This window comes from Amycolatopsis sp. NPDC104587 (genome assembly GCF_055583645.1).
In genome coordinates, this window is sequence record NZ_JBVJNO010000002.1 from 592,391 (window position 1) to 612,990 (window position 20,600).

General features: G+C 68.3%; 23 protein-coding genes, 2 tRNA genes and 1 pseudogene. 13 read left to right on the forward strand and 13 right to left on the reverse strand.

The features are described from left to right. Window positions 1-52: 52 nt before the first annotated feature. From ACZ61C_RS07145 to ACZ61C_RS07155, 3 genes are all read right to left on the reverse strand, one after another. The gene (locus ACZ61C_RS07145) at window positions 53-322 is read right to left on the reverse strand and encodes a hypothetical protein (RefSeq protein ID WP_465303790.1); all 270 of its coding nucleotides are present in this window, start codon (window positions 320-322) and stop codon (window positions 53-55) included. 162 nt (window positions 323-484) lie between these two features. Then, window positions 485-706, reverse strand: a complete 222-nt coding sequence (gene tgmA, locus ACZ61C_RS07150; protein WP_465303792.1) for a putative ATP-grasp-modified RiPP — start codon at window positions 704-706, stop codon at window positions 485-487. Window positions 707-824: 118 nt separating this feature from the next. Continuing rightward, complete coding sequence (locus tag ACZ61C_RS07155; RefSeq protein ID WP_465303794.1) at window positions 825-2,234, reverse strand: hypothetical protein; 1,410 nt, start codon at window positions 2,232-2,234, stop codon at window positions 825-827. Window positions 2,235-2,467: 233 nt separating this feature from the next. Between ACZ61C_RS07155 and ACZ61C_RS07160 the strand changes: the two genes are divergently transcribed. The 7 genes and pseudogenes from ACZ61C_RS07160 to ACZ61C_RS07190 all read left to right on the forward strand — a co-directional run. Beyond that, window positions 2,468-2,749, forward strand: coding sequence for a hypothetical protein (locus tag ACZ61C_RS07160; RefSeq protein WP_465303796.1), 282 nt, complete (start codon window positions 2,468-2,470; stop codon window positions 2,747-2,749). A gap of 4 nt (window positions 2,750-2,753) precedes the next feature. Then, the gene (locus tag ACZ61C_RS07165) at window positions 2,754-2,897 is read left to right on the forward strand and encodes a hypothetical protein (protein ID WP_465303798.1); all 144 of its coding nucleotides are present in this window, start codon (window positions 2,754-2,756) and stop codon (window positions 2,895-2,897) included. Window positions 2,898-3,371: 474 nt separating this feature from the next. Continuing rightward, window positions 3,372-4,550 carry a sensor histidine kinase gene (locus tag ACZ61C_RS07170; protein ID WP_465303800.1) on the forward strand — a complete coding sequence of 393 codons (1,179 nt, stop codon included), beginning with the start codon at window positions 3,372-3,374 and terminating at the stop codon, window positions 4,548-4,550. Further along, entirely contained in the window at window positions 4,547-5,305 is a 759-nt protein-coding gene (locus tag ACZ61C_RS07175) for a LytR/AlgR family response regulator transcription factor (RefSeq protein ID WP_465303802.1), read from the forward strand. Before ACZ61C_RS07170 ends, ACZ61C_RS07175 begins: the two co-directional genes overlap by 4 nt. Before the next feature lie 282 nt (window positions 5,306-5,587). Next, the gene (locus ACZ61C_RS07180; protein WP_465303804.1) at window positions 5,588-5,785 is read left to right on the forward strand and encodes a hypothetical protein; all 198 of its coding nucleotides are present in this window, start codon (window positions 5,588-5,590) and stop codon (window positions 5,783-5,785) included. 293 nt (window positions 5,786-6,078) lie between these two features. Then, complete coding sequence (locus ACZ61C_RS07185; protein WP_465303806.1) at window positions 6,079-6,306, forward strand: hypothetical protein; 228 nt, start codon at window positions 6,079-6,081, stop codon at window positions 6,304-6,306. Between the two features lie 438 nt (window positions 6,307-6,744). After that, window positions 6,745-7,020: pseudogene (locus tag ACZ61C_RS07190) on the forward strand (tyrosine-type recombinase/integrase); the annotation flags it as partial. Window positions 7,021-7,291: 271 nt separating this feature from the next. On the opposite strand, the gene ACZ61C_RS07195 reads toward ACZ61C_RS07190, so the two are convergent. After that, window positions 7,292-7,364, reverse strand: a tRNA-Lys gene (locus ACZ61C_RS07195). Between the two features lie 166 nt (window positions 7,365-7,530). Between ACZ61C_RS07195 and ACZ61C_RS07200 the strand changes: the two genes are divergently transcribed. Further along, complete coding sequence (locus ACZ61C_RS07200; protein WP_465303808.1) at window positions 7,531-8,715, forward strand: L,D-transpeptidase; 1,185 nt, start codon at window positions 7,531-7,533, stop codon at window positions 8,713-8,715. Here ACZ61C_RS07200 and ACZ61C_RS07205 read toward each other — a convergent pair. Beyond that, window positions 8,712-9,050, reverse strand: a complete 339-nt coding sequence (locus ACZ61C_RS07205; protein WP_465303810.1) for a winged helix-turn-helix transcriptional regulator — start codon at window positions 9,048-9,050, stop codon at window positions 8,712-8,714. The genes ACZ61C_RS07200 and ACZ61C_RS07205 overlap by 4 nt on opposite strands. 75 nt (window positions 9,051-9,125) lie before the next feature. On the opposite strand from ACZ61C_RS07205, the gene ACZ61C_RS07210 reads away from it, so the two are divergent. Continuing rightward, a complete protein-coding gene (locus tag ACZ61C_RS07210; RefSeq protein WP_465303812.1) occupies window positions 9,126-9,800 on the forward strand; it encodes an alpha/beta fold hydrolase in 675 nt (224 codons plus the stop codon). On the opposite strand, the gene proP is transcribed toward ACZ61C_RS07210, so the two are convergent. The 3 genes from proP to orn all read right to left on the reverse strand — a co-directional run bounded on the left by proP (window position 9,797) and on the right by orn (window position 12,092). Then, window positions 9,797-11,203, reverse strand: coding sequence for a glycine betaine/L-proline transporter ProP (gene proP / locus ACZ61C_RS07215; protein ID WP_465303814.1), 1,407 nt, complete (start codon window positions 11,201-11,203; stop codon window positions 9,797-9,799). The two genes, ACZ61C_RS07210 and proP, sit on opposite strands and share 4 nt — an antisense overlap. Before the next feature lie 127 nt (window positions 11,204-11,330). Continuing rightward, window positions 11,331-11,406, reverse strand: a tRNA-His gene (locus ACZ61C_RS07220). Window positions 11,407-11,483: 77 nt separating this feature from the next. Further along, complete coding sequence (orn, locus tag ACZ61C_RS07225) at window positions 11,484-12,092, reverse strand: oligoribonuclease (protein WP_465303816.1); 609 nt, start codon at window positions 12,090-12,092, stop codon at window positions 11,484-11,486. A 103-nt stretch (window positions 12,093-12,195) separates the two neighbouring features. Between orn and ACZ61C_RS07230 the strand changes: the two genes are divergently transcribed. Together ACZ61C_RS07230 and ACZ61C_RS07235 are read left to right on the forward strand one after the other, a co-directional pair. After that, window positions 12,196-13,734 (forward strand): helicase HerA-like domain-containing protein, encoded by a 1,539-nt coding sequence (locus ACZ61C_RS07230; RefSeq protein ID WP_465303818.1) that lies wholly within the window; start codon window positions 12,196-12,198, stop codon window positions 13,732-13,734. Between the two features lie 68 nt (window positions 13,735-13,802). Beyond that, window positions 13,803-14,180 (forward strand): DUF3224 domain-containing protein, encoded by a 378-nt coding sequence (locus ACZ61C_RS07235; RefSeq protein WP_465303820.1) that lies wholly within the window; start codon window positions 13,803-13,805, stop codon window positions 14,178-14,180. Between the two features lie 114 nt (window positions 14,181-14,294). On the opposite strand, the gene ACZ61C_RS07240 is transcribed toward ACZ61C_RS07235, so the two are convergent. The 3 genes from ACZ61C_RS07240 to ACZ61C_RS07250 form a co-directional block, all read right to left on the reverse strand. After that, window positions 14,295-15,317 carry a S1C family serine protease gene (locus ACZ61C_RS07240; RefSeq protein WP_465303822.1) on the reverse strand — a complete coding sequence of 341 codons (1,023 nt, stop codon included), beginning with the start codon at window positions 15,315-15,317 and terminating at the stop codon, window positions 14,295-14,297. Between the two features lie 98 nt (window positions 15,318-15,415). Next, a complete protein-coding gene (locus ACZ61C_RS07245; RefSeq protein ID WP_465303824.1) occupies window positions 15,416-16,738 on the reverse strand; it encodes a M20 family metallopeptidase in 1,323 nt (440 codons plus the stop codon). Between the two features lie 39 nt (window positions 16,739-16,777). Then, entirely contained in the window at window positions 16,778-17,521 is a 744-nt protein-coding gene (locus ACZ61C_RS07250; RefSeq protein WP_465303826.1) for a class I SAM-dependent methyltransferase, read from the reverse strand. A 163-nt stretch (window positions 17,522-17,684) separates the two neighbouring features. On the opposite strand from ACZ61C_RS07250, the gene ACZ61C_RS07255 reads away from it, so the two are divergent. Further along, complete coding sequence (locus ACZ61C_RS07255) at window positions 17,685-18,587, forward strand: DNA-3-methyladenine glycosylase family protein (protein WP_465303828.1); 903 nt, start codon at window positions 17,685-17,687, stop codon at window positions 18,585-18,587. Between the two features lie 505 nt (window positions 18,588-19,092). On the opposite strand, the gene ACZ61C_RS07260 is transcribed toward ACZ61C_RS07255, so the two are convergent. Together ACZ61C_RS07260 and ACZ61C_RS07265 are read right to left on the reverse strand one after the other, a co-directional pair. Further along, window positions 19,093-19,341, reverse strand: coding sequence for a hypothetical protein (locus ACZ61C_RS07260; protein ID WP_465303830.1), 249 nt, complete (start codon window positions 19,339-19,341; stop codon window positions 19,093-19,095). 15 nt (window positions 19,342-19,356) lie between these two features. Further along, window positions 19,357-19,605: a hypothetical protein gene (locus tag ACZ61C_RS07265; RefSeq protein WP_465303832.1), complete on the reverse strand. Its 249-nt coding sequence runs from the start codon at window positions 19,603-19,605 to the stop codon at window positions 19,357-19,359. A 726-nt stretch (window positions 19,606-20,331) separates the two neighbouring features. Here ACZ61C_RS07265 and ACZ61C_RS07270 point away from each other — a divergent pair. Next, on the forward strand, window positions 20,332-20,463 hold the full coding sequence (locus ACZ61C_RS07270) for a hypothetical protein (protein WP_465303834.1): 132 nt from the start codon (window positions 20,332-20,334) through the stop codon (window positions 20,461-20,463). Window positions 20,464-20,600: the final 137 nt, after the last annotated feature.

Consider the following 20,600-nt stretch of genomic DNA (forward strand, 5'->3'; position numbering starts at 1 on the left):
GCGTCGCTCGGGTTGCCGGCTACGCTTCGCCCCTCTGGTCGCGGTTCGGTTTTCAACGGTGCAGTCTCCAGCTGACGGTGTCCGGGCGGTCCAGCCAGATCCGGTGCGAGCCGTCCTGCGGCACGGTGAGGCCGAGCCGGTCCCAGGTGGGGCGGCCGAGCTCGATCCAGGTCGTGGCGGCGGCTTCGACGCGGTCCCAGATGGACGTGGGACCACCTTGGCGGATCTCTCGTCGGCCGTCCTCGGCGGCTTGGGTTCCGATGGTGCACCATGAGCCGTCCGGTGCCGCGAACGTTGCCCATTCGGGGCCGGCAGTGGTCACGCCGCGCTAGCCGAAGCTGATCCCGGGCGGGAGGTCCGCCTGGGCGAGGAACCAGGGAATGAGGGGCATCAGTCGTTGATCCAGCCCTCGGCGCTGGGACCGTCCTCACCGTCGACGGTCGAGGTGGTGGGCGCGGTCGGCGCCCCATCCGGGGCAACTCGATCAAGGCCGTCCGGTCCTGTCGACCGCTTTCTGTGTCTGCGGGTCGTAGCGCCAGGCCGGCAGTGTGGTCCAGGGGCTGTCCGGGGTGGCACGCCGCAGGCCGAAGGGGCGAACTCCGACTGGGGACGCGACGTCGTTACGACGCTCGGTGAAGCTTGTCCCGCTCAGCGCGAACTGGGCGCTGGCCGGGGCGAGCCGGTTGGTGCCGATCGCGTGGCTCACGAGACCTCCACGGTGGCTTGGAGTGGAGAAGGCCGCCAAGAGCGGGATCTACGAATAAGCAGTGACGCTGGTCAAGGCCACCTTGCGGGTATCCACTGCGCGAGGTGGCCTTGGCGCTTCATGCGGGTCCTTCCTGCGGTTCGGGGATCGCTTCGAGCGGCCGTCCTTCGCTCTTTAGTACGCGGAGTGCCATGACCGCACCATCACCATCCATGGTTATGATTCCCGTCCAGTCCCGCTGTACCGCCGCCCAGTGCCTCCGGCACTGGGCGACCACCTCCGGCATCTTCTCCGCGTAGGCCCGGGCGCCGTCACCCGTCTTGAGGATCTCGTGCAGTTCTTTCGGCATCGCCGAGAAGACTTCGACTCGTTCACGTGCGAACCGGAAGACGTGGTCGGTGCCGACGAACGCGATCCCGCCGAGTTGGACGCGGACGTCACATTCCGCGTTGACCGCCTGCGGAGAGTGATCGACGCCCAGCCGCCGTTGCTGCCGCGCGGTCAGGTACTTGTACGCGTTGTCGCGATCGCCGACGAAAGTCAGGAGCGCTGCGGCGCTCGCGCGGACCAACACCCGGGAAAACCACTCGAACTTGTCCGAGGTGATGTGGAAACCGGGACGGCTCGAGATCTGGCCCTGTGCGTCGACGGTCTGGATGTCCGGGAAGAAGTTCTCCTCCTGCACAGGGCCGTACGGGTCGGGAGAGGGCTTGCCTGGTTCGGCGAGTACACCGCCGCCCACGGGATCGAGCAGGCGTATCTCGATCCCGCCTTCCGCGACGAAAGCCGTCGACATCAGCAGGCTCGGCAGCGGATCGGCGCTGCCGCGCCCATCGCCGAGTGCGATCACGTTGACCCGCTCGGCCGAGGCCATCAGCTGATTGTGCTGCGCACCGGGCTGGCCGTGTGACCCACGTCCGTCGACCAGCGCGATGCGCAAGGGCTCACCGGCTTTCCTGCCGACGAGAAAATGCCCAGGTCTGCTCCGTCGTGTGCCCTTCGCTTCCGCACCTTGACCCCGCAGTGCCCAGCCTGCGTCGAGTGCGAGATCCACGTCGACGGGCTCGAAGCGGTACCCAGAATGCCTTCGCTGTAAGATCTTCCGCGCCGCAGTCAGCGCGAATGCTGCACCGAGTTCCTGCGCTTGCACGCCCTTGCGGTGATACCTCGGGTCGTGTCCGTCGGGTGAGAGTGCCATCCGGCCGCCGTGAGCTTCCAGCGTCGTGAGGTAGCGCAGGCAGTTCCAATGCTGAGAGAGGCCGCGCGACGGGTTCTGCCCGGACAGCGTGGTCGCGCGGCCGAACGTCTGTAGCAACTCCCACGGCGTGATCTTAAAGCCGCCCTCGTGTTCGGCGGGAGGGACGGGCCCGATGTCGGGCTTGCGCAGCACCTCCGGTTTTTCGTCTTCGGAACGCTTCTCGTCTTGTTTCGCGATGTAGCGGGCTATGGCTCCGGACAGCTCTGCAGTGGAGTGAATCGCCACATGAGAGCTCTGCAAGAGCTTCTCCAACGCGTCTCTGAGCTCCATGGCCTACCCCGTCCCCTCGCGCGTCCACCCTGATGCACCGCCTTCCAACTCACCGGATTTCCCAGAGTTTGTCTGCCGCCTGAAGGATGACGATCCGCGCGGGCAGTTGACACTGCGTATGTCTTGTCTGGTGAACAGCGGAAACCGTCTGCTCGGCTGTCTTCCACACCACTCGTTCGGCCCAGCCGTGCTATTGACCCGAGTGAGTCCCTTGTAGGACGGCACGCGTCGGTGTGGGCCACGACCAGCTCGCAGATCGTCTGGTAGAGGTGGCGATCAGGGTCGGCCTTGTCGGGGATGCGCAGGGTCTGCAGCCCGCCGAGGGGCTGTTCGGCGAGGTGGGCATCGTCGAAGATGACCAGGTCGGCCGCCCCGACCCGTTGCCTGCTGTTGAAGTAGACCCAGTAGTTCATGGTTCCGACGGCTCGGGCTCGGTGGTAGTCGTCGAGCTTGGCGCCGCCGTAGTCCTGGGCGGCGAAGCGAACGACTTCGAGTCCCAGGTCTTCGGCGGGTAAGCGCGTGATCGGCTATCAGCAACGCCAGCAAGGTCTTGCCCTCGCCGGTGGGCATTTCGACGGCCAGGTCGGCGGTATCGAGGTGTTGGTCCGCGTACGCGGTGAGGACCTGGCGCTGACCGGGCTGAAGCTTGCTGAACTTGGCTGATCCGAAATCCACCAGGTTCTGTTCGAAGTCCGGCCCTGCCGTGTCTGTCACGGTGTTCACCACTCACCCCTAGGAGGTGAACTCTGCGGGCTCGGGGCGCTGATTCGGCCGCAATACTTCCGTTCATGCAGGCGGGTGGACGCTACGAGCTGGTACGACCCCTATACACGGCTTTCGATCACAGCCTGACTCGGCGCACGCGCAGGGCTCGGCAACTTGACGAGCGAGACGCTGCCCTGGAAGGCGCCCTTTGCGGGTGGCGCCCGCCCATCTTGTCTCTCCCCTCGGAGCCGGCTGCCACGCACTGTCTTGGCGGGAAGGCCGGACGCCTTGCAGCCAGTTGCTCTACCGACCTTCGGCGAATGGCAAGTCACCGCGAACGGCGGCTGAACGAAGCAGTGCGATTACTGCCGTGTGCCGCACTGCGGCTTGCGTCAGAGTCGGTTTGAATCCATCCTTACCGGGGGAGGTGTCGTGCTCGTCGTTGCACTCGCCGTGCTTGCCGCGGTGTCCACCGCCGCCGCGATCTTGTTCTACTTCCGCAGCAAAAGTGCGCCTGGAAAGATTCCAGACGCCGTCTACCAGCTGCTACGAACCACGCCGGTATTCCGTGAAGACCTTTCGGAACATGCAGCTGAACGCCTCACCGAGCAGCTTCATGAGCTGCTGGCTTGTGTCGCGGTCGGCATCGCCGACGCAGAGGGCAGCCTTCTGAGCTGGGCGGGCCGAGCACAACACCACTACGTCGACTTCGCCGACCACATCAACTCTGTCCGCCGCGGTCAACAACGGGCCACTGTGACGCACCGCGACCTGCCGAGCTCGTCTTGCCGCTCGTGCGACCTGGGTGTCGCGATGATCGTCCCGATGCTAGTCGACGGCCAGACCGAAGCCTTGCTCATCGTGGTCGTCAAGAGCAGAAGCCGACAGCTGAGCATGATGGTCGACGCTTTAGCCCAATTCGTCTGCATCCAGTTCGAATTAGCTCGCCTCGATTTGTCGAAACATGCACTGCAGGAAGCGGAAATCAAGGCGCTTCGCGCGCAAATTTCACCGCATTTTGTCTACAATGCCCTCAATGCGATATCAACGCTGATCCGCACGGACCCGGAGGAGGCTCGAGAGCTGTTGCAGGATTTTGCTGACTTCATCAGGTACTCTTTCCGTGCTTCCGGTATGTTCACATCGCTGGCCGAGGAACTACGCAACATCGACCGGTACTTGACGATCGAGTCGGCGCTCTACTCCGGGCGACTGGGCGTTCGTATGAAGATTGCGCCCGAGGTCCTCAGCGTCGTGCTTCCGGCCCTTGTTTTACAGCCGATAGTGGAGAACGCAGTCAAGCATGGACTGTCAGGCAAGCCGCGTGGCGGCACTGTCACCGTCATCGCCGAGGATTCTGGCGACAAAGCAATAATCACTGTCGAAGACGACGGCGTAGGCATGGATCCCGAGCGACTCAAGGATCTCAATGACGGCCACCGAGTCGGATCACACATCGGCCTCGGCAATGTCAACATGCGAATGCAGCAAATTTTCGGCGGCGACTATGCTCTTATGGTGGAGACTGCACCGGGGGCGGGCACAAAAGTCACTTTGCGACTGCCGAAGTTCATCCCGGCGGCGCGACCGAACTCGGAGGAACCGGAGTGAGGCGCGGATTGCGGGTACTCGCGGTAGACGACATGCCCACCGCGCTCGATGGAATCTGCCGTCTGCTACGTGAAAGCCCCCAAGTGTCCAACGTCAGTGCTGCCGAGGATCCGCTGAGCGCGCTGAACATGATCCGAGGTACGCGCTTCGACGCGGTCTTCGTCGACATATCGATGCCCGGTATGAGCGGCATCGACTTGGGTGGCCTCTTGACGAAGCTGACCGACCCGCCCGTGATCGTCTTCGTCACCGCTTATGACGAACACGCCGCCGACGCGTTCGAGCTCGGTGCGATCGACTATCTGCGTAAGCCGGTGAGCGCTGATCGGGTGTCGGCGGCCCTGCGGCGAGTGATCAAGATGCTGCCGTCGACCGACCGTGCACCTGCACCCGGTCCGGAGTCCTTGACGGCACTCCCGGTGGAGTCGAGGGGGCGCACCAGGTACATCAAGCGCCGCGAAGTCGTCTTTGTCGAGGCCAGCCGGGACACGGTCAACGTGCACACCTTCTCCGGAGTTTACCCGGTACGGACGTCCATCTCCAAGCTGGCCGAGCATTGGGAGGAAGCCGGTTTCGTGCGCACCCACCGCAGCTATCTCGTCGCCGTCGACGCGATCACCGAATTGCGCAGCGACCCCATCGGCGGCTTGGCGGCACACACCGGGCTCGGCGATGTGCCGGTGAGCAGGCGGCACGCGCGCAGCGTACGAGAGCGGCTGTTCCGGGCGGCGCGCGCGGAAGACCCGGAACACTGACAGTCGGTCCCACTCGCCCAGCAACCGCTCGTCGGTCCCTGCTTACCGCTGGTTGACCGCTCGTCGTGCTTTCAGGTTCAGAAATCGGCAAGGTTTCCCGCCGATGCACCGGTTTCCTAGCATGGTGTTCACCGGCAGCCGGCGATCCTCTGTCAACGGAAGGTCTGACAGCTGCCGCGACGCCGCAATCATCCGGCATGGTGGTGGCGTCCCAAACAACGCGCAGAGCCGGGCACCGGGCGGAACTGGGAGTGTCACATTTCTACAGCTATGATTGTTCTCGTGGTGGTCCTTTCCGTGTTCTGCCTCACCGCGCTGGCTCTCCATCTGATCAAGGGGGCCGCCGATGGATACTTGAAAGTCAAGTTCGGACCATTCTTGTTCGAGTACGGTGCACGTCCCAAGGCGAGCACTGATGAGCCAACCGTGGGCAAGAAGCAGTCCGATCCGGGCGAAGATCTACCGCCTGGCTCTTGCTGAGAGCGCGGCTATGGGATCGCACCCGCGTGCGGCGGGCTGGAGAGACTCGAGCAACGAGGCGCTACGTGCGGCGCCCGTGGAGCATTTCGGCGAGACCGGTATTCGGGTCGAAGGAAGGCCGGGTGGCTGCACGCCGCCCGCACATTAAAACTGAGGGCTGTCACACGTTATCGGGTTCCGCCTCGTTCACCTTATCTCGGACTGGGGTTCGCGGTGCTGGGTTCCTTCGCTTCGGTTCGTCATGTTGTCCAGGGTTGGAGAGTTGCTCGAGACGCGTGCATAGTTGGAGCACGATGGTCGCCGGTGGGGGTCGCGTTGTCCGCGGCTGGGCGAGCGTGGTCACGGGCGGCGGGATTTCGCGGTCGAGCTGGCGGACGGCCGAGACGGTGGTTGTCGTCGGGTCCAGCGCGGCGGGTTTTATCGCGAGCTACGGCGGAACGTGCGCGGGGTTCTGGCTGGGTGACGACGTGGATCCCGCGCGAGCCCTGGTGACGGTGGCCAGTGGCTGGATGTGTGGCTGACGAGGAGGAACACGCTGCGGCCGCGGTTGGGTGGGCTCGCGCTGTCGGAGCTGCCGATCGGGAAGGTGCAGGCGGCGTTCACAGCGTTGTTGCGAGCGAACGCGGTGCGGTCGCGGCCTCTGTCGCCGACCACGATGCAGCGAATTCGCGAGGTGCTGCGGGCCGCGCTCAATAGTGTGATCCGGCGTGGATTGATCACGCACAATCCGGCGCGGTGGGTGGAGTTGCCCTTGGCGCGTCGCCCACGGGCGGTGGTTTGGTCCGCGATCACCAGCTGTATCCGCTCTGTCACGTGGCAGCCCTGCTGGGGTTGAGCGAGGCGGTCGGTCTGCGATGGTGCGATGTCGACCTGGCGAACTGGACGCTGTCGGTCGTGCGGCAGCTGGTCGAATGCGATGGCCGGGGTGTGCCTGGCCGAAGACCTACGCGAGCGGCCGGATGGTCGCGCTGGATCGGGGGACGACTGCCCTGCTGCGCCGGCTCGCCCGAGAGGACCCGGCCGGTGCTTGGGTGTTCTCCATGACGGTGGCCGGGTGGAGCCCGAGCTACGTCTCCCGCACTTTCCGGGCCCTGGTGGACGAGGCGGGGTTGCCGCCGATCCGGTTCCACGACCTGCGACACGGTGCGGAGACTCTGCCGCTCGCGGCGGGCAACGAGCTGCGGGTAGTGCAGGCCCTGCTCGGGCATTCCAGCATCGTGCTGACTGCGGACACCTACACCAGCGTCCTGCCCTGCCTGGCGCAGCAGGCGGCGGACGCGACGGCGGCGCTGGTCCGGCGCGCGGGGGTACCAGCGCGGGGCCACGATCCACAAGGTGGCGGTACACCGGCAGCGCAGCGGGGCATCGCGGGCACGGCTGGTGACACCCAGTCACTGAACCGGGGCGACACGTCGGCTGCATCCGGGCTGCACATACGAGCAAAGCCCACCAACAGCGACCCTGCAAATTGCAGGGAAACCGTTGGTGGGCTTTGCTTTCCGACTGTGCGCCATCAGGGACTCGAACCCCGAACCCGCTGGTTAAGAGCCAGCTGCTCTGCCAATTGAGCTAATGGCGCCGGTGTCTGCCAGAGGTTTCCCTCGGCGACGTGGAAAAGATTAGCACCCCGTTCAGAGCCCGTTTCAGGGGGGTCCCCTTGTCCGGGTTGGGACGTTCCCGCCCCGGCGTCCCGGCTGGTCGGGCACACTGTAGTCGGACATCGACGGCGAAACAGGCGGGTGAGCATGCGGGGTACGAAGGCGCGGCTGCTGGTGGTCGCGGGGGTGATCGGCCTCACGGTGGCCGGGTGCAGCAGTAGTCCTTCGAGTGAACCGCCGAAGGAACCGGCGTCCTCGAGTGCTCCCAAGCCGGTGCTGAAGCCCGCCGTGGTCACCGTGAGTCCCGCGAAGGATGCCAAGGACGTCGCCCCCGGGGAGCCGGTCACCGTCTCCGTGGCCGACGGGAAGGTTGGTGAGGTCAAGCTGACCGGGACCGACGGGAAGGTCGTTGCCGGGAAGGCGCGGGCCGACGGCTCCGGGTGGGACTCCGCCGAGCCGCTCGGCTACAACAAGTCCTACACGCTGACAGCCACCGCGACCGGCGCCGACGGCAAGCCCGTCACCGCCGAGTCGGCCTTCAGCACCGCCAAGCCCGCCCGGCAGCTCGGGGTCTCGGTGAACCTCGTCGAGGGGGAGACCGTCGGGGTCGGGCTGCCGCTGATCTTCACCTTCACCGGCAACGTCGCCGACAAGGCCGCCGCCGAGAAGGCGCTGAAGATCACCGCGGAGCCGGCTACCGAGGGCGCTTTCCGCTGGTCCGGCGACAAGCAGGTGACCTGGCGGCCGAAGGACTACTGGAAGAGCGGCACCAAGATCAAGGTCGAGGCCGCCGTCTACGGCAAGCCGCTCGGCAACGGCAGCTACGGCCGCGAGCACAAGACCTTCACCGCGGCCGTCGGCGACAAGCTCGTCGCGGTCGCCGACGGCGGCACCCACCAGATGACCGTCTCGGTCAACGACCAGGTCGTCAAGACCATGCCGACGTCCATGGGCAAGCCCGGCCACAACACGCCCGCCGGCACCTACACCGTGATGAGCGAGCACAACGGCTACACGATGAACTCCGCCACCTACGGCGTCCCCGAGGACTCGCCGGGTGGGTACAGCACCTTCGTCCAGTACGCCGTGCGCCTGTCCTACAGCGGCATCTTCTACCACTCCGCGCCCTGGTCGGTGCGGCAGCAGGGCCGGTCCAACGTCAGCCACGGCTGCCTCAACCTCTCCACCGAGAACACGAAGTGGCTGATGGACACGTCCAAGAAGGGTGACGTCGTCACGGTCCAGAACAGCGGCGGCCCGAAGCTCGAGCCGACCGACGGCTGGAGCGTCTGGCAGCTGTCCTGGGACGAGTGGCGGACCGCCGCGAACTAGCGGTTGTCGTACGCCGTGCGCGCGGCGTCGATGTGCGGCAGGTGCTCGATGCTCCACGCCAGCAGCGGCGCCGTGGCCTCGCGCAGGGTCCGGCCCATCGGCGTCAGCTCGTAGCTGACGTGCGGGGGCATGACGGCGAAGACCGTGCGCGTCAGGATCCCGTCGCGCTCGAGGTCGCGCAGGGTCACCGTGAGCATGCGCTGGCTGATGCCGTCGATGGACCGCTTGAGCTCGGTGAAGCGCCGCGGCCCGTCCTTGAGCATGCGCACGACCAGCAGCGCCCACTTGTCCCCGACGATCCCGAGGACCTCGCGGGCCTTGCACGGGTCCTCCATGGTTACCTCCTGAGAACCGGGGCACCGGAAAGTGCCGTATTGCCGGGGGCGCGCCGAGTCGATCACGATGCTGTCATGTCCACTTTCCTGCTGGTACACGGCGCTTGGCACAGCGGACGCTGCTGGGACCGCGTGGTCCCGCTGCTCGAGTCCGCCGGCCACCGGGTGCTCGCGCCATCCTTGACCGGCTACGGCGACAAAGCCCACCTGCTGAACCCCGAAGTCGGGCTCGGCACCCACCTCGACGACGTCGCCGCCCTGCTCGAAGCCGAGCACGACGTCATCCTCGTCGGGCACAGCTACGCCGGGATGGTCATCTCCGGCGTCGCCGACCGGCTCCCGGAGCGGATCGCGCGCCTGGTGTTCCTCGACGCCATGGTCCCCGAAGACGGCGAGACCGCGGCCGACGTCATCCCCGTCACGAAACAGCTGGTCGACAACGCCGTCGACGGCTGGCGGGTGCCGCCGTTGGCCGGCTACTTCGGCGTCACCGATCCCGACGACGTCGCGTGGCTGCGCACGATGCTTTCCGACCAGCCGGTCCGGTGTCTCACCGAGCCGGTCCGGCTGGTCAACCCGGCGGCGAAGGCGATCCCGCGCACGCACATCCACTGCGTCGCCGGCCGGCCGGACGGCATCACCCGGCGTCCCGTTCCGCCGGGTGAGCCGGTTCACGAGCTGCCGACCGGCCACGACTGCATGATCACCATGCCCGCCGAGCTGGCGGGGCTCCTGCTCGCGGCGGCTTAGGACTTCGACTCGCGCACGAGCTCCCGGGCCTCCTCTTCGGTCGACACCGCGGGCCCCGAGCCCCAGAGCGGCTTGTTCGCCGTTTCGCGGCTGAAGAAGACCGCGACGGCGCCGATCGCGGCGGCCGCCATCATGTACCAGGCGGGCCAGTAGTCGTGGCCGGTCGACGAGATCAACGCCTGCATGACCAGCGGGGTCGTACCGCCGAAGAGCGACACCGAGATGTTGAACGCGATCGACAGCGCGCCGTAGCGGATCGCGGTCGGGAACAACGCGGGCAGCGCCGCGGGCATCGACACCTCGAAGCAGAGCAGCAACAGGCCCAGGCCCATCAACCCGAGGAAGGTGAGGACGAGGCCGCCGTCGTGCACCAGCAGCATCAGCGGCCATGACAGCACGAGGTACCCGATGCAGCCGGCCATCATGACCGGCTTGCGCCCGACCTTGTCGGTGATCCGCCCGCCGACCAGGATGATCAGCATCATCACGACCATCACGACGATGATCAGCAGCAGCCCGTGCGTGGCGTCGAGGTGCAGCTGCTCCGACAGGTACGTCGGCATGTACGACAGCAGCATGTAGTCGGTGACGTTGAACACGAGCACCAGGCCGACGCAGATCAGCAGCGCGGGCCAGTACTCGGTGAACATCTTCCAGAACGGCTCGCCGGAGCGGCCGCGCTTCTCGGCCTCTTCGGCGTGCTTCTGGAACGCCGGGGTCTCCTCGAGCTTGAGCCGCATGTAGAGGCCGATGATGCCGAGCGGGCCGGCGACCAGGAACGGCACCCGCCAGCCCCAGTCGAGCAGCGTCTCGTGCGGGACCCAGGCCTTCATGCCGGTGACGACGGACGCGCCGAGCACGTACCCCGAGAGCGTCCCGAACTCGAGCCAGGAGCCCATGAAGCCACGGCGTTTGTCGGGGGAGTACTCGGCGATGAACGTTGTCGCGCCGCCGTACTCGCCGCCGGTGGAGAAGCCCTGCACCATCCGCGCGAGCACGAGCAGGATCGGCGACCAGACGCCGATCGAGGAGTAGGACGGGATCAGCCCGATGCACAGGGTCCCGATGGCCATCATGATCATGGTGACGGCGAGGACCTTCTGCCGTCCGATCCGGTCGCCGAGCGGCCCGAAGACGAGCCCGCCGAGCGGCCGCATCAGGAAGGCGGCGGTGAAGGCGCCGAAGGTCCCGATCAGCCGCACGCCGGGCGACACGGTGGGCGGGAAGAACACCTCGGCGATGGTGTCGGCGATGTAGGCGTAAACGCCGAAGTCGAACCACTCCATGGCGTTGCCGAGGGCCGCGGCCCCGACCGCGCGCTTGAGCAGCGATTGGTCGACGACGGTGATGTCCTCGTACCGCAGTTTCTTCTTCCGCCTGATCTTCGGTGTTGAACGTGCCACCTGACCACCGTGCACCGGCGATCGGACGTTCGCACGCTGAGCCATCCGGTCGTGAGGGTTACCACCGGTGGCGGTACGCCGGGAACGCAAAAACCCCAGCCCGGATCTGAGATCCAAACTGGGGTGATGGGGTGAGCGACGGGTTTCGAACCCGCGACCTCCTGGACCACAACCAGGTGCTCTACCAGCTGAGCTACGCCCACCATCGCCGAGGGGATCCGCTTGCGATCACCTCGCTTGAAGTAATCGTAGCGGGTGCCCTCCCGCGGTTTTCAAGGGGCTACCCCTGGTGCTGTTCCTGCACTTCAGCGGCGACGGCCTTGGCTTCGTCGCTGGTCGGCCCGGGCTGCGGGACGAACGCGACCCGCCGGTAGTAGTCCAGCTCGCCGATGGACTCCTTGATGTCCGCGAGCGCGCGGTGGGCGAGGCCCTTTTCCGGCTTGGCGTAGTAGATCCGCGGGTACCAGCGGCGCACGAGCTCCTTGACCGACGACACGTCGACCATCCGGTAGTGCAGGTGGGCGTCGAGGGCCGGCATGTCGCGGGCGATGAAACCGCGGTCGGTGGCGATGGAGTTGCCGGCGAGCGGCGCGGTGCCGGATTCCGGGACGTGCTCGCGGATGTACTCGAGCACGCGGCGCTCGGCTTCTTCGAGGCTCACCGTGGAGCGCCGGACCTCTTCGGTGAGGCCGGAGTGGGCGTGCATCTCGCGGACGACGTCCGGCATCCCGGCGAGTTTGTCCTCGTCGGCGTGGATGACGATGTCGACTCCGTCGCCGAGCACGTTCAGCTCCGCGTCGGTGACGAGGGCGGCGATTTCGATCAACGCTTCCTTGCCGAGGTCGAGCCCCGTCATTTCGCAGTCGATCCAGACTAGGCGGTCGGTCACCTGGTGACCCTAACCCGACACGGGGATATCAGGGGCGTTACCTGCGCGTACGGCGCGTTACGCTCGCCGCTGTGGTCCAGGACACAAGATCGGGGAGCTGAGAGTGACCGAGCAGGGGTCGCCGGCGAGCGAGATCGCCGCTGGTTATGCGAGTGAGGGTGCCGCGCTGGAGCTGGGCGCGGTGGTGATCGACGGCCAGGCCGACGCAGCCGCCGCGGTGCGGCTGCCGTTGGCGACGCTGAACCGGCACGGGCTCGTCGCGGGGGCGACCGGCACGGGCAAGACGAAGACGTTGCAGCTGGTCGCGGAGCAGCTGTCGGCCGCCGGGGTGCCGGTGGTGCTCGCGGACGTCAAGGGTGACCTGTCCGGGCTCGCGGCGGCCGGCGAGGCGAACGACAAGGTGTCGAAACGCTCGCAGGAGCTGGGTGACGACTGGGCGGGCACGGCGTTCCCGGTGCAGTTCCTGTCGCTGGGGACCGGCGGCAAGGGCTCGCCGATCCGCGCGACGATCACGAGCTTCGGGCCGGTGCTGCTGTCGAAGGTGCTGGGCCTGAACGAGACGCAGGAGTCGACGCTCGGGCTGATCTTCCACTGGGCCGACCAGCGTGGCCTGGCGCTGTTCGACACGAAGGACCTCCGGTCGGTCATCACGCACCTGACCAGCGACGAGGGCAAGGCGGACCTCAAGGGCATCGGCGGGGTCTCGGCGGCGACGGCCGGGGTGATCCTGCGCGCGCTGTCCAACCTGGAGGCCCAGGGCGGTGAGGACTTCTTCGGCGAGCCCGAGCTGGACGTCCACGACCTGATGCGGCAGGCCGACGGCAAGGGCGTCGTCACGCTGCTCGAGCTGGACAACCTCCAGTCGAAGCCGGCGCTGTTCTCGACGTTCCTGATGTGGCTGCTGGCCGAGCTGTTCGAGGAGCTGCCGGAGGAGGGCGACCTCGACCAGCCGAAGCTCGTATTCTTCTTCGACGAGGCGCACCTGCTCTTCAACGACGCGTCGAAGGCGTTCCTCGAGCGCATCGAGCAGACCGTGAAGCTGATCCGGTCGAAGGGCGTCGGCGTGTTCTTCTGCACGCAGCTGCCCACGGACATCCCGAACAACGTGCTTTCGCAGCTCGGCGCGCGGATCCAGCACGCGCTGCGGGCGTTCACGCCGGACGACCAGGCGGCGCTGGCCAAGACGGTGAAGACTTACCCGAAGACGAAGTTCTACGAGCTCGACACGGCGTTGACGTCGCTGGGTATCGGCGAGGCGATCGTCACGGTGCTGTCGGAACGCGGTGCGCCGACGCCGGTCGCGTGGACGCGGCTGCGGGCGCCGCGGTCGAAGATGGGCTCGATCGGCGCGGACGCCGTCGCCGCTTCGGTTGCTTCGTCGGACCTGCACGCGAAGTACGCCGAGACGATCGACCGGGAGTCGGCTTACGAGAAGCTCGCCGCGAAGGTGGCTCCCGCTCCCGAAGCGGCTCCCGACGCGCCGCCCGCTCAGGCGCCCGCGCCGGCTCCGGCTCAGAAGGACGACCCGGGATTCATCGAGTCGGCGATGAAGAACCCCGCCGTGAAGTCGTTCATGCGGTCCGCGGCGAGCGCGCTGGGCCGGGAGATCACGCGCGGGCTGTTCGGCAACCGGAAGCGCTGAGGAAAGCCTGACGCATCCTGTCAGGTATCGCTGCGAAGCTGGTGTCCACAGCGAAGAGAGGGACTGCCATGACCAGCACCGCGACCGCGTCGTTCGTCCTCGACCAGTGGGAGCCGCAGGCGACCGACGAGGCCGCCGGCACCGAGTTCGCCCGAGTGTCCATCGCCAAGACGTTCACCGGGGCGGTCGAGGGGACCAGCACCGTCGAGATGCTGACGGCGTCCAACGCGACGTCGCGCGCGTACGTCGGCTTCGAGCGTCTCGCAGTCTCGGTTGACGGCCGCAAGGGCGCGTTCGTCCTGCACCACTCGGCCGACGACACCGGGCTGACGCTGAAGATCCTCACCGGCTCGGGCTCGGGTGAGCTGACCGGGATCTCCGGCTCCGCGAGCATCGAGATGGACGCGGAGCAGAACCACACCTTCACGCTCACCTACGAGCTGTAGACGGCGCGAAGGCCGTTTCGAGAGCCCCCGATTGACTCTCGAAACGGCCTTCGCCGGTTCCCCGCTCCCCGAAGCGGGTGGGACGGGCCGCCCCGACCACGACCCGTTCGCGTCCTAGTTGTTCACGATCTGGTCGACGATCTTCTTGGCGTCGTTGATCGGGATGGCGAAGCCGATCCCGACGCTGCCCGCCGAGCCGTTGGCCGAGGCCGTCGGGCTGTAGAGCGCCGAGTTGATGCCGATCACGTTGCCGTTCGCGTCGACCAGCGCGCCGCCGGAGTTGCCCTGGTTGATCGAGGCGTCCGTCTGGATCGCGGTGTAGCTGGGCGAGTCCGCGGTCTGGTTCGACGTCCGGTTGAACGGCGACTGCTGCTGCTCCTGGCCCTGCCCGATGTCCGACAGGTTCCGGTTCAGCGCGCTGACGATGCCGGTGGTGACCGTGTTCTGCAGCCCGCCGGGCGAGCCGATCGCGACCACTTCCTGGCCGACGGCGAGCTTGCTCGAGTCGCCGAGGGAGGCGGCGGTCAACCCGCCGGCACCCTGGGCCTGCACCACCGCGATGTCCGCCTTGGTGTCGGCGCCGACCACACTGGCCTGGTACTTCTTGCCGTCCGACGTCGTGATGACGACGTTCCGGGCACCGTCCACGACGTGCGCGTTGGTCAGGATCCGGCCGTCGGAGGTGAGGATGACCCCGGAGCCGATGGCCTCGCCCTGGTCGGTCGTCACGTTGATCTGGACGACGCTCGGCGTCACCTTCGCCGCGACGGCGCTGACATCGCCGGACGTGGAGTTCGAGACCGTCTGGCCGTTGGCTGCCGGCGTGCTCACCGACGTCGTCGTGCCGTCCGCCGAGGACGTCGTGAGCCCGACGATCGCGGCGCCGCCGACCCCGCCGACCAGCGCGGCGCCGAGTGCGGTCGCGCTGACGATCAGCGCGACCCGGCTTCCCTTGCGCGGCTTGGTCTTCAGCGCGGTCGGGGCCTGCGGCGGCTGCGGCGTGAAGAGCGGGTTCGGCGCGGCCTGCTGCTGCGGGTAGCCGTACTGGTGAGCGTACGGCCCGTACTGCGGAGTGCTCTGGTGCGGCTGGTGCCCACCGGGTGAGGCGGGGCCGGGCCGACTCTCGTTCTCGGTCATGACACCAGGTTCGCGCCCGCGCTTGTGAGCAACCTGTGGAAACACCTCAGGCTTTGCTGAGAAGAATCAGCTGAGAAAACTCAGCTGGTTCTCAGGCGTCAGGCGAAGAACGACGGAACGTCCAGCGCACCTCCCGCCGCCTCGAACTCGTCGTGCACCGCCTTCCGCAGCTCGGCGTCGCCGAGGTAGTCCGCGGCGGTCAGGGCGAGGCCCAGCGCGCCGTCGCGGACCGCCGCGTCCCCGCTGGGCGAGCCGGCCGCGGCCGCGAACTCCTTGGTGTGCAACGCGACCGTCGGACCCGAGACGGCCAGCATCGGGTGCAGCGCGGGCATCCGGTAGGAGAGGTTGCCGAGGTCGGTCGACCCGGTCAGGGACTCCGGCACGATGCCCGGCGGCAGCGGTTTGCGGCCGGTGCCGGCCTCGTTGACCGACCAGCGCCCGGCGAGCGCGGTGTTGAACCGGATCGGCAGGTAGGCGGCCTGGGCGTCCCAGATCAGCTCGACCCCGCAGCCGGTCATCGCCGCCGCGCCCTCCGCGATCGACGTCATGCGCGCGGCGAGGTCGCGCAGGGTGTCCGGGCTCTGGGAGCGGAGGTAGAACAGCAGCGCGGCGCGGGCCGGGACGACGTTCGGCCGGGCGCCGCCGTCGGTGAAGATCCCGTGGACGCGGTCGCTCTGCGGGAGCTGCTGGCGCAGCGCGGAGACGCCTTGGTACGCGGCTACGGCGGCGTCGAGCGCGTTGCGGCCCATGAACGGCTGGGCGCTCGCGTGCGCGCCGACGCCGTGGAAGACCATCTCCAGCTGACGGCGGCCGAGGAACGGGTGCAGCGCGATGTCGTGGCCGAACGGGTGCAGCATGATCACGGCGTCGACGTCGTCGAACACCCCGGCGCGGGCCAGGATCTCCTTGCCGCCACCGCCTTCTTCGGCCGGTGTGCCGATCAGGCTGACGCGGCCGCCGAGCCGCTCGGCGACGGTGGCGGCGCCGAGGAAGCCGCCCGCGGCGGTGGTGCAGATGATGTTGTGGCCGCACGCGTGGCCGAGGCCGGGCAGCGCGTCGTACTCGGCGAGGACGGCGATGTGCGGGCCGTCTCGCTCGGGCGTGCCGGCCCGCAGCGCGGTGTCCAGGCCGCCGACGCCGACGGTCGCCTCGTGACCGTGGCGCTTCAGGAGGTCGGCAAGCGCTTGCACCGAGCGGTGCTCGGCAAACCCTTCCTCCGGATGGGCGTGCAGATCTTGGCTCAACGCCACCAGATCGGGTGAACTCCGCTCCACCGCGGCGGTCACCTCGGCCCGCGTCGCCTCGTCCGCGCCGGGGTAGGGCGAGGACAGCGGTTCGGCGGCCGCGACGGCGTCGGCGGTGGCCTCGACCAGGGAACGCAGGTAGCTGTCGTCGGGCGGGACGGGCTCGTGGTGGGTCATGGGGCGATGCTAACCGGCGGGCCCGACAATCCGCGGCGCTCAGGTCAGCCGGCCCGCCACGATCTGCGTGACACCCGCGTACCGCTCGGTGATGTCGGTGAACCCGCGGGCGCGCAGGCTCGCCGCCACTTCGCCGCGGTCGAACATCCGCTGCCCGCTCAGGATCCCGCCGACGGACTCCGCAACCCGCGCGGGTTGCCAGCCTCGACGGGCGCTCGTGAGCAGCACGACCCGCCCGCCCGGCTTGAGCACGCGCGCGAAGGAGTCCAACGCGGTTTCCGGCTCGGCGAACATGTGGAGCGCGGCGAAGCAGCAGACGCCGTCCACAGTGGACTCCCGCAGCGGGAGGCGCACGGCGTCCGCGCGCAGGTAGGCGACGTCGGCGCTGCTCTCGGCGACGGCCTTGGTGAGCATCGTGCGCGCGCCGTCGAGGCCGATCGCGAGCCCGTCCGGCCCCACGGCCGCCCCGAACGCACGGGTGAACCGGCCGGTGCCGCAGGCGACGTCGAGCACGGTCCGGCCGGGTTCGAGGCGGAGGAGCTCGGTGGCGAGCCGGACCTCGCCCGCCATGCTCGGGCCGAGCGGCCCCTTGAGCGCGCGGCCGAGGGCGGGGCGCCAGTACCGCTCGTAGACCTGGGGGAGCAGGGTCGTGCGCATCAGGCGTTGCGTGAGCCCGGTCGGCGGACCGGCCTGGGTCGCGGTGCCGAGCAGATCGAGGAAGCCTTCGCCGCGCTCGGCTGGTTCTTCCAGCAGCTTCTCGAGGCGTTCGAGTGCGGTGGTCACGGGCCCTCCCGGAGTTCGGATACCGGCAGTATGCCAAACCGGGGCGGGTTGCGCGCCGTTCGCTCGATCAGGTGAAGAACGCCGGGCTCAGACGTTCGAGGCCGGAAATTGTCGGTGCCGGTTCCTAACGTCGTCGGCGAGGTTCCCGATCCGAGGAGGAGAGATGACGATTCCCATGGTGGACAACACAATCGCGGTGCACGGTGAGTTCGACCTTGCCGCTGCGGCCCGGTTCCTGACCGGGTTCGCCCCGGCCGGCCGGCCGGAAGCTCAGCCGGGCGCGCTCCGGGTGGCCTTCCCGCTCGACGGCGAGTGGACCCCGGTGGGAGCGGTGCTGCGGCAGAGATCGCCCGGCGAGGTGACGGTGGAGGTCCACGCGCCGCCCTCGCAGGCCGACGCCGTCGTGGCGCAGGTGAGGAGGATCTGCTCTCTGGACGTCGACGGCACGACGTTCCCGACGGTCGGTCACCGCGACCCGGTGGTGTCCTTGCTGCGGGATCTGCAGCCAGGACTGCGTCCGGTCCTGTTCGCATCCCCGTACGAGGCGGCGTGCTGGGCCGTGCTGAGCCATCGGGTGTGGATGACCCAAGCGGTCCGGCTGCGCCGCCGCTTGACGGAATGCCACGGCACGGAAGTCGACGTCGGCGGGGTGACCTTGACGTCGTTCCCGGCACCGGCGGTGTTGGCGGACCTGGAGTATCTGCCGGGCCTGTCCGGACGGAAGGTCCAACGCCTGCGCGGAATCGCTTCGGCGGCCGTCGCGGGCGCGCTCGACGCGACCGCGTTGCGGGCGATGCCGCCCGAGGAGGCACTGAAGGAGCTGCAGCTGCTCCCGGGGATCGGGCGTTTCAGCGCAGAGCTGATCCTGATCCGCGGCGCGGGCCACCCGGACGTCTTTCCCCGTGGGGAGAGCCGTCTTCACGAGATCATGCGGGAGGCGTACCACCTGCCGGAGGCGGAGGTCGCAGAGCTGACGGAGATCGCGGAGGCCTGGGCGCCGTTCCGAAGCTGGGTGTCGTTCTTGTTCCGCGTCGAGGGCGAAGCGCGGATGAGGGAGTCGCGATGACCTGACCCGGGTGGCGGTATGTCGGGGTTCGCGCGAGCTTGATCACCTCGCCGAAGCCACGCCCGCGGCGGCCGTGTGGACTCTCGCCTGACAAGGGTGCGGTTGCACCCCGCCTGCACACGGCGAGGTGCAACCGACCGGCCGCCGGCGGCAGTCCGCACTCGGTGACCAGCCGCACGAGCTGGGTGATCTCGCGTCCGTGAAGAAGGCGCATCGCCGCCGAGCCTGCAACGGCGGCACCGGCGTCCGCGGCCGAGCGAGCGGAGGACTACGGCCCCAGTGCGGATTGGCGTCGGGAAGTTCCCGGCTCACCCGAGTCTCGGTTTCCGCGGCGGCCGCACACGTCGGCAGGCGTGGCCCGAAGCGCCACCACCTTGATGCCGAACAACAGCTCCGCGTGGGCCTCGGAAGGCACGCCTCGGGCGCCTGACCTTGATGCCCGGGTGTTCGGTTCGGTCGGCCACTTGACCGATCGTGCGAATGCCCTGCTCCAGGGCGTCGATGATCACTCCCGCCAGTGTTCCCGCCGGGCCGGGACCTCCAGCGCCGGCAGGAGCGCCAGGTCGGCCAGGCCCGTGATGTCGACGACGAACACTTCCCCGCCCGGGCCGGCTCGCCCAGAGAACCGAGGAGGTCGCCGCGGTCGTCGAGCAAGGACGGCCCCGTCCGTGCACAGCACGAGGTGCCGGTGCCGGAGGCTGTTGCAGTCGAGCTCCTGGCCGACGAGGTGCCCGAGATCGCCGTCGATCGCCATGCGGCCGGGGCAAGGTCAGGCACCGCATGGCCGGGTCGTCACCGAACGTGTGCCAGTCGCCGGTGGCGGCCGGGCGTGATCGTCGTGCCCCGTCGTTTCGGCGAGCGGGGAGAACTCCTCGGGCCGCAGCTCGCCCAGCTCGGGGTGGCGCCGGCGCAGCACGGCGTTGCGCGAGGTGATGATCGCGGCGTCCGGGAGGACGGTGTGGGGGCGGCAGCCGACCGTCATCTCGCCCGCCGGCGCGCCCGCGATGCCGTACCGCACGGCATCGTCCGCCTGCTGGCCACCGGGTTGGACAGCACCCAGCGGACCTGGCCGAGCTCCTTCGCGCGGCGCAGCGAGACCTACGCCGACCGGACCGCTTCCGCCGCGTGCGCTGCGCGATCGTCGGCAAGGAAGACGCCCACCCTCGCGCCGAATCCGGCACCCAGACCATCCACATAGGACTGTAGCCTGAGCGTGGCGATCGCCGCATCCGCCAGCTCCCTCGCCACCTCCTCGTTCTCCGCTCCCGCTGGAGCCTGCACACCGGCCCGTCACAATCGACGGGCTCAGCCGGAGCGCCTGCCGCTCGTCGCTCGGCGGTGAACCGGGATCAGGCGAGGCCACTGTGCCCGGGGTGCGCGCCGCGGCGGGCACACCGGCGGAAAGCGGTGCAGCCGGATACCGGCACATGCTCGGCAGGGAGCTCCGCCGGCTCCGCGAGGAGCGCGGCCTGACGCGCCGCGACCTCAACCGCCGGCTGCGCAGCGACCCAGACCCTCGCCACCTGCGAGCTCGGCGCCCGGCGGTGCTCGGTCGCCCGCCTGGTCGAGCTGTACCTGGCACTGGAAGTGGCCCCGAAACGCTGCCCGCCCACGTCGGGCAACGCTGTTCCGGCACCTTCGAAGCCACGGAGTCCAACGGGCCCGGGTCGGCCCGCGCCGCGTCGTCCGCGCGCGGCACCAGGGCCGGCCCGTTCCGCCGCTGAGCCGAGGGCAAGCTCGCCGAGTGCGGCACCGACGACGCCCGCAGGAGGTGCGCCTCGACCTCGCTGCCCTGGAGCGGCGCGCCGAGCTCCGCGGAACCAGGACCACCACCTTGTTCGCCCGCATCCGGCCGCTGCCCGACCACACGGGCTGACCCGCTCGGGCGAACTCCGGACCGCGAGGCGCCTATCCTCGACACCTTTTCGCTCGTCGCGAGTGAACGTAAGACTTCCGCAATCTTTCCCGTGACCCCGAGCGTCGGATTCACATGAATTTCACCCGCGCTTCCCC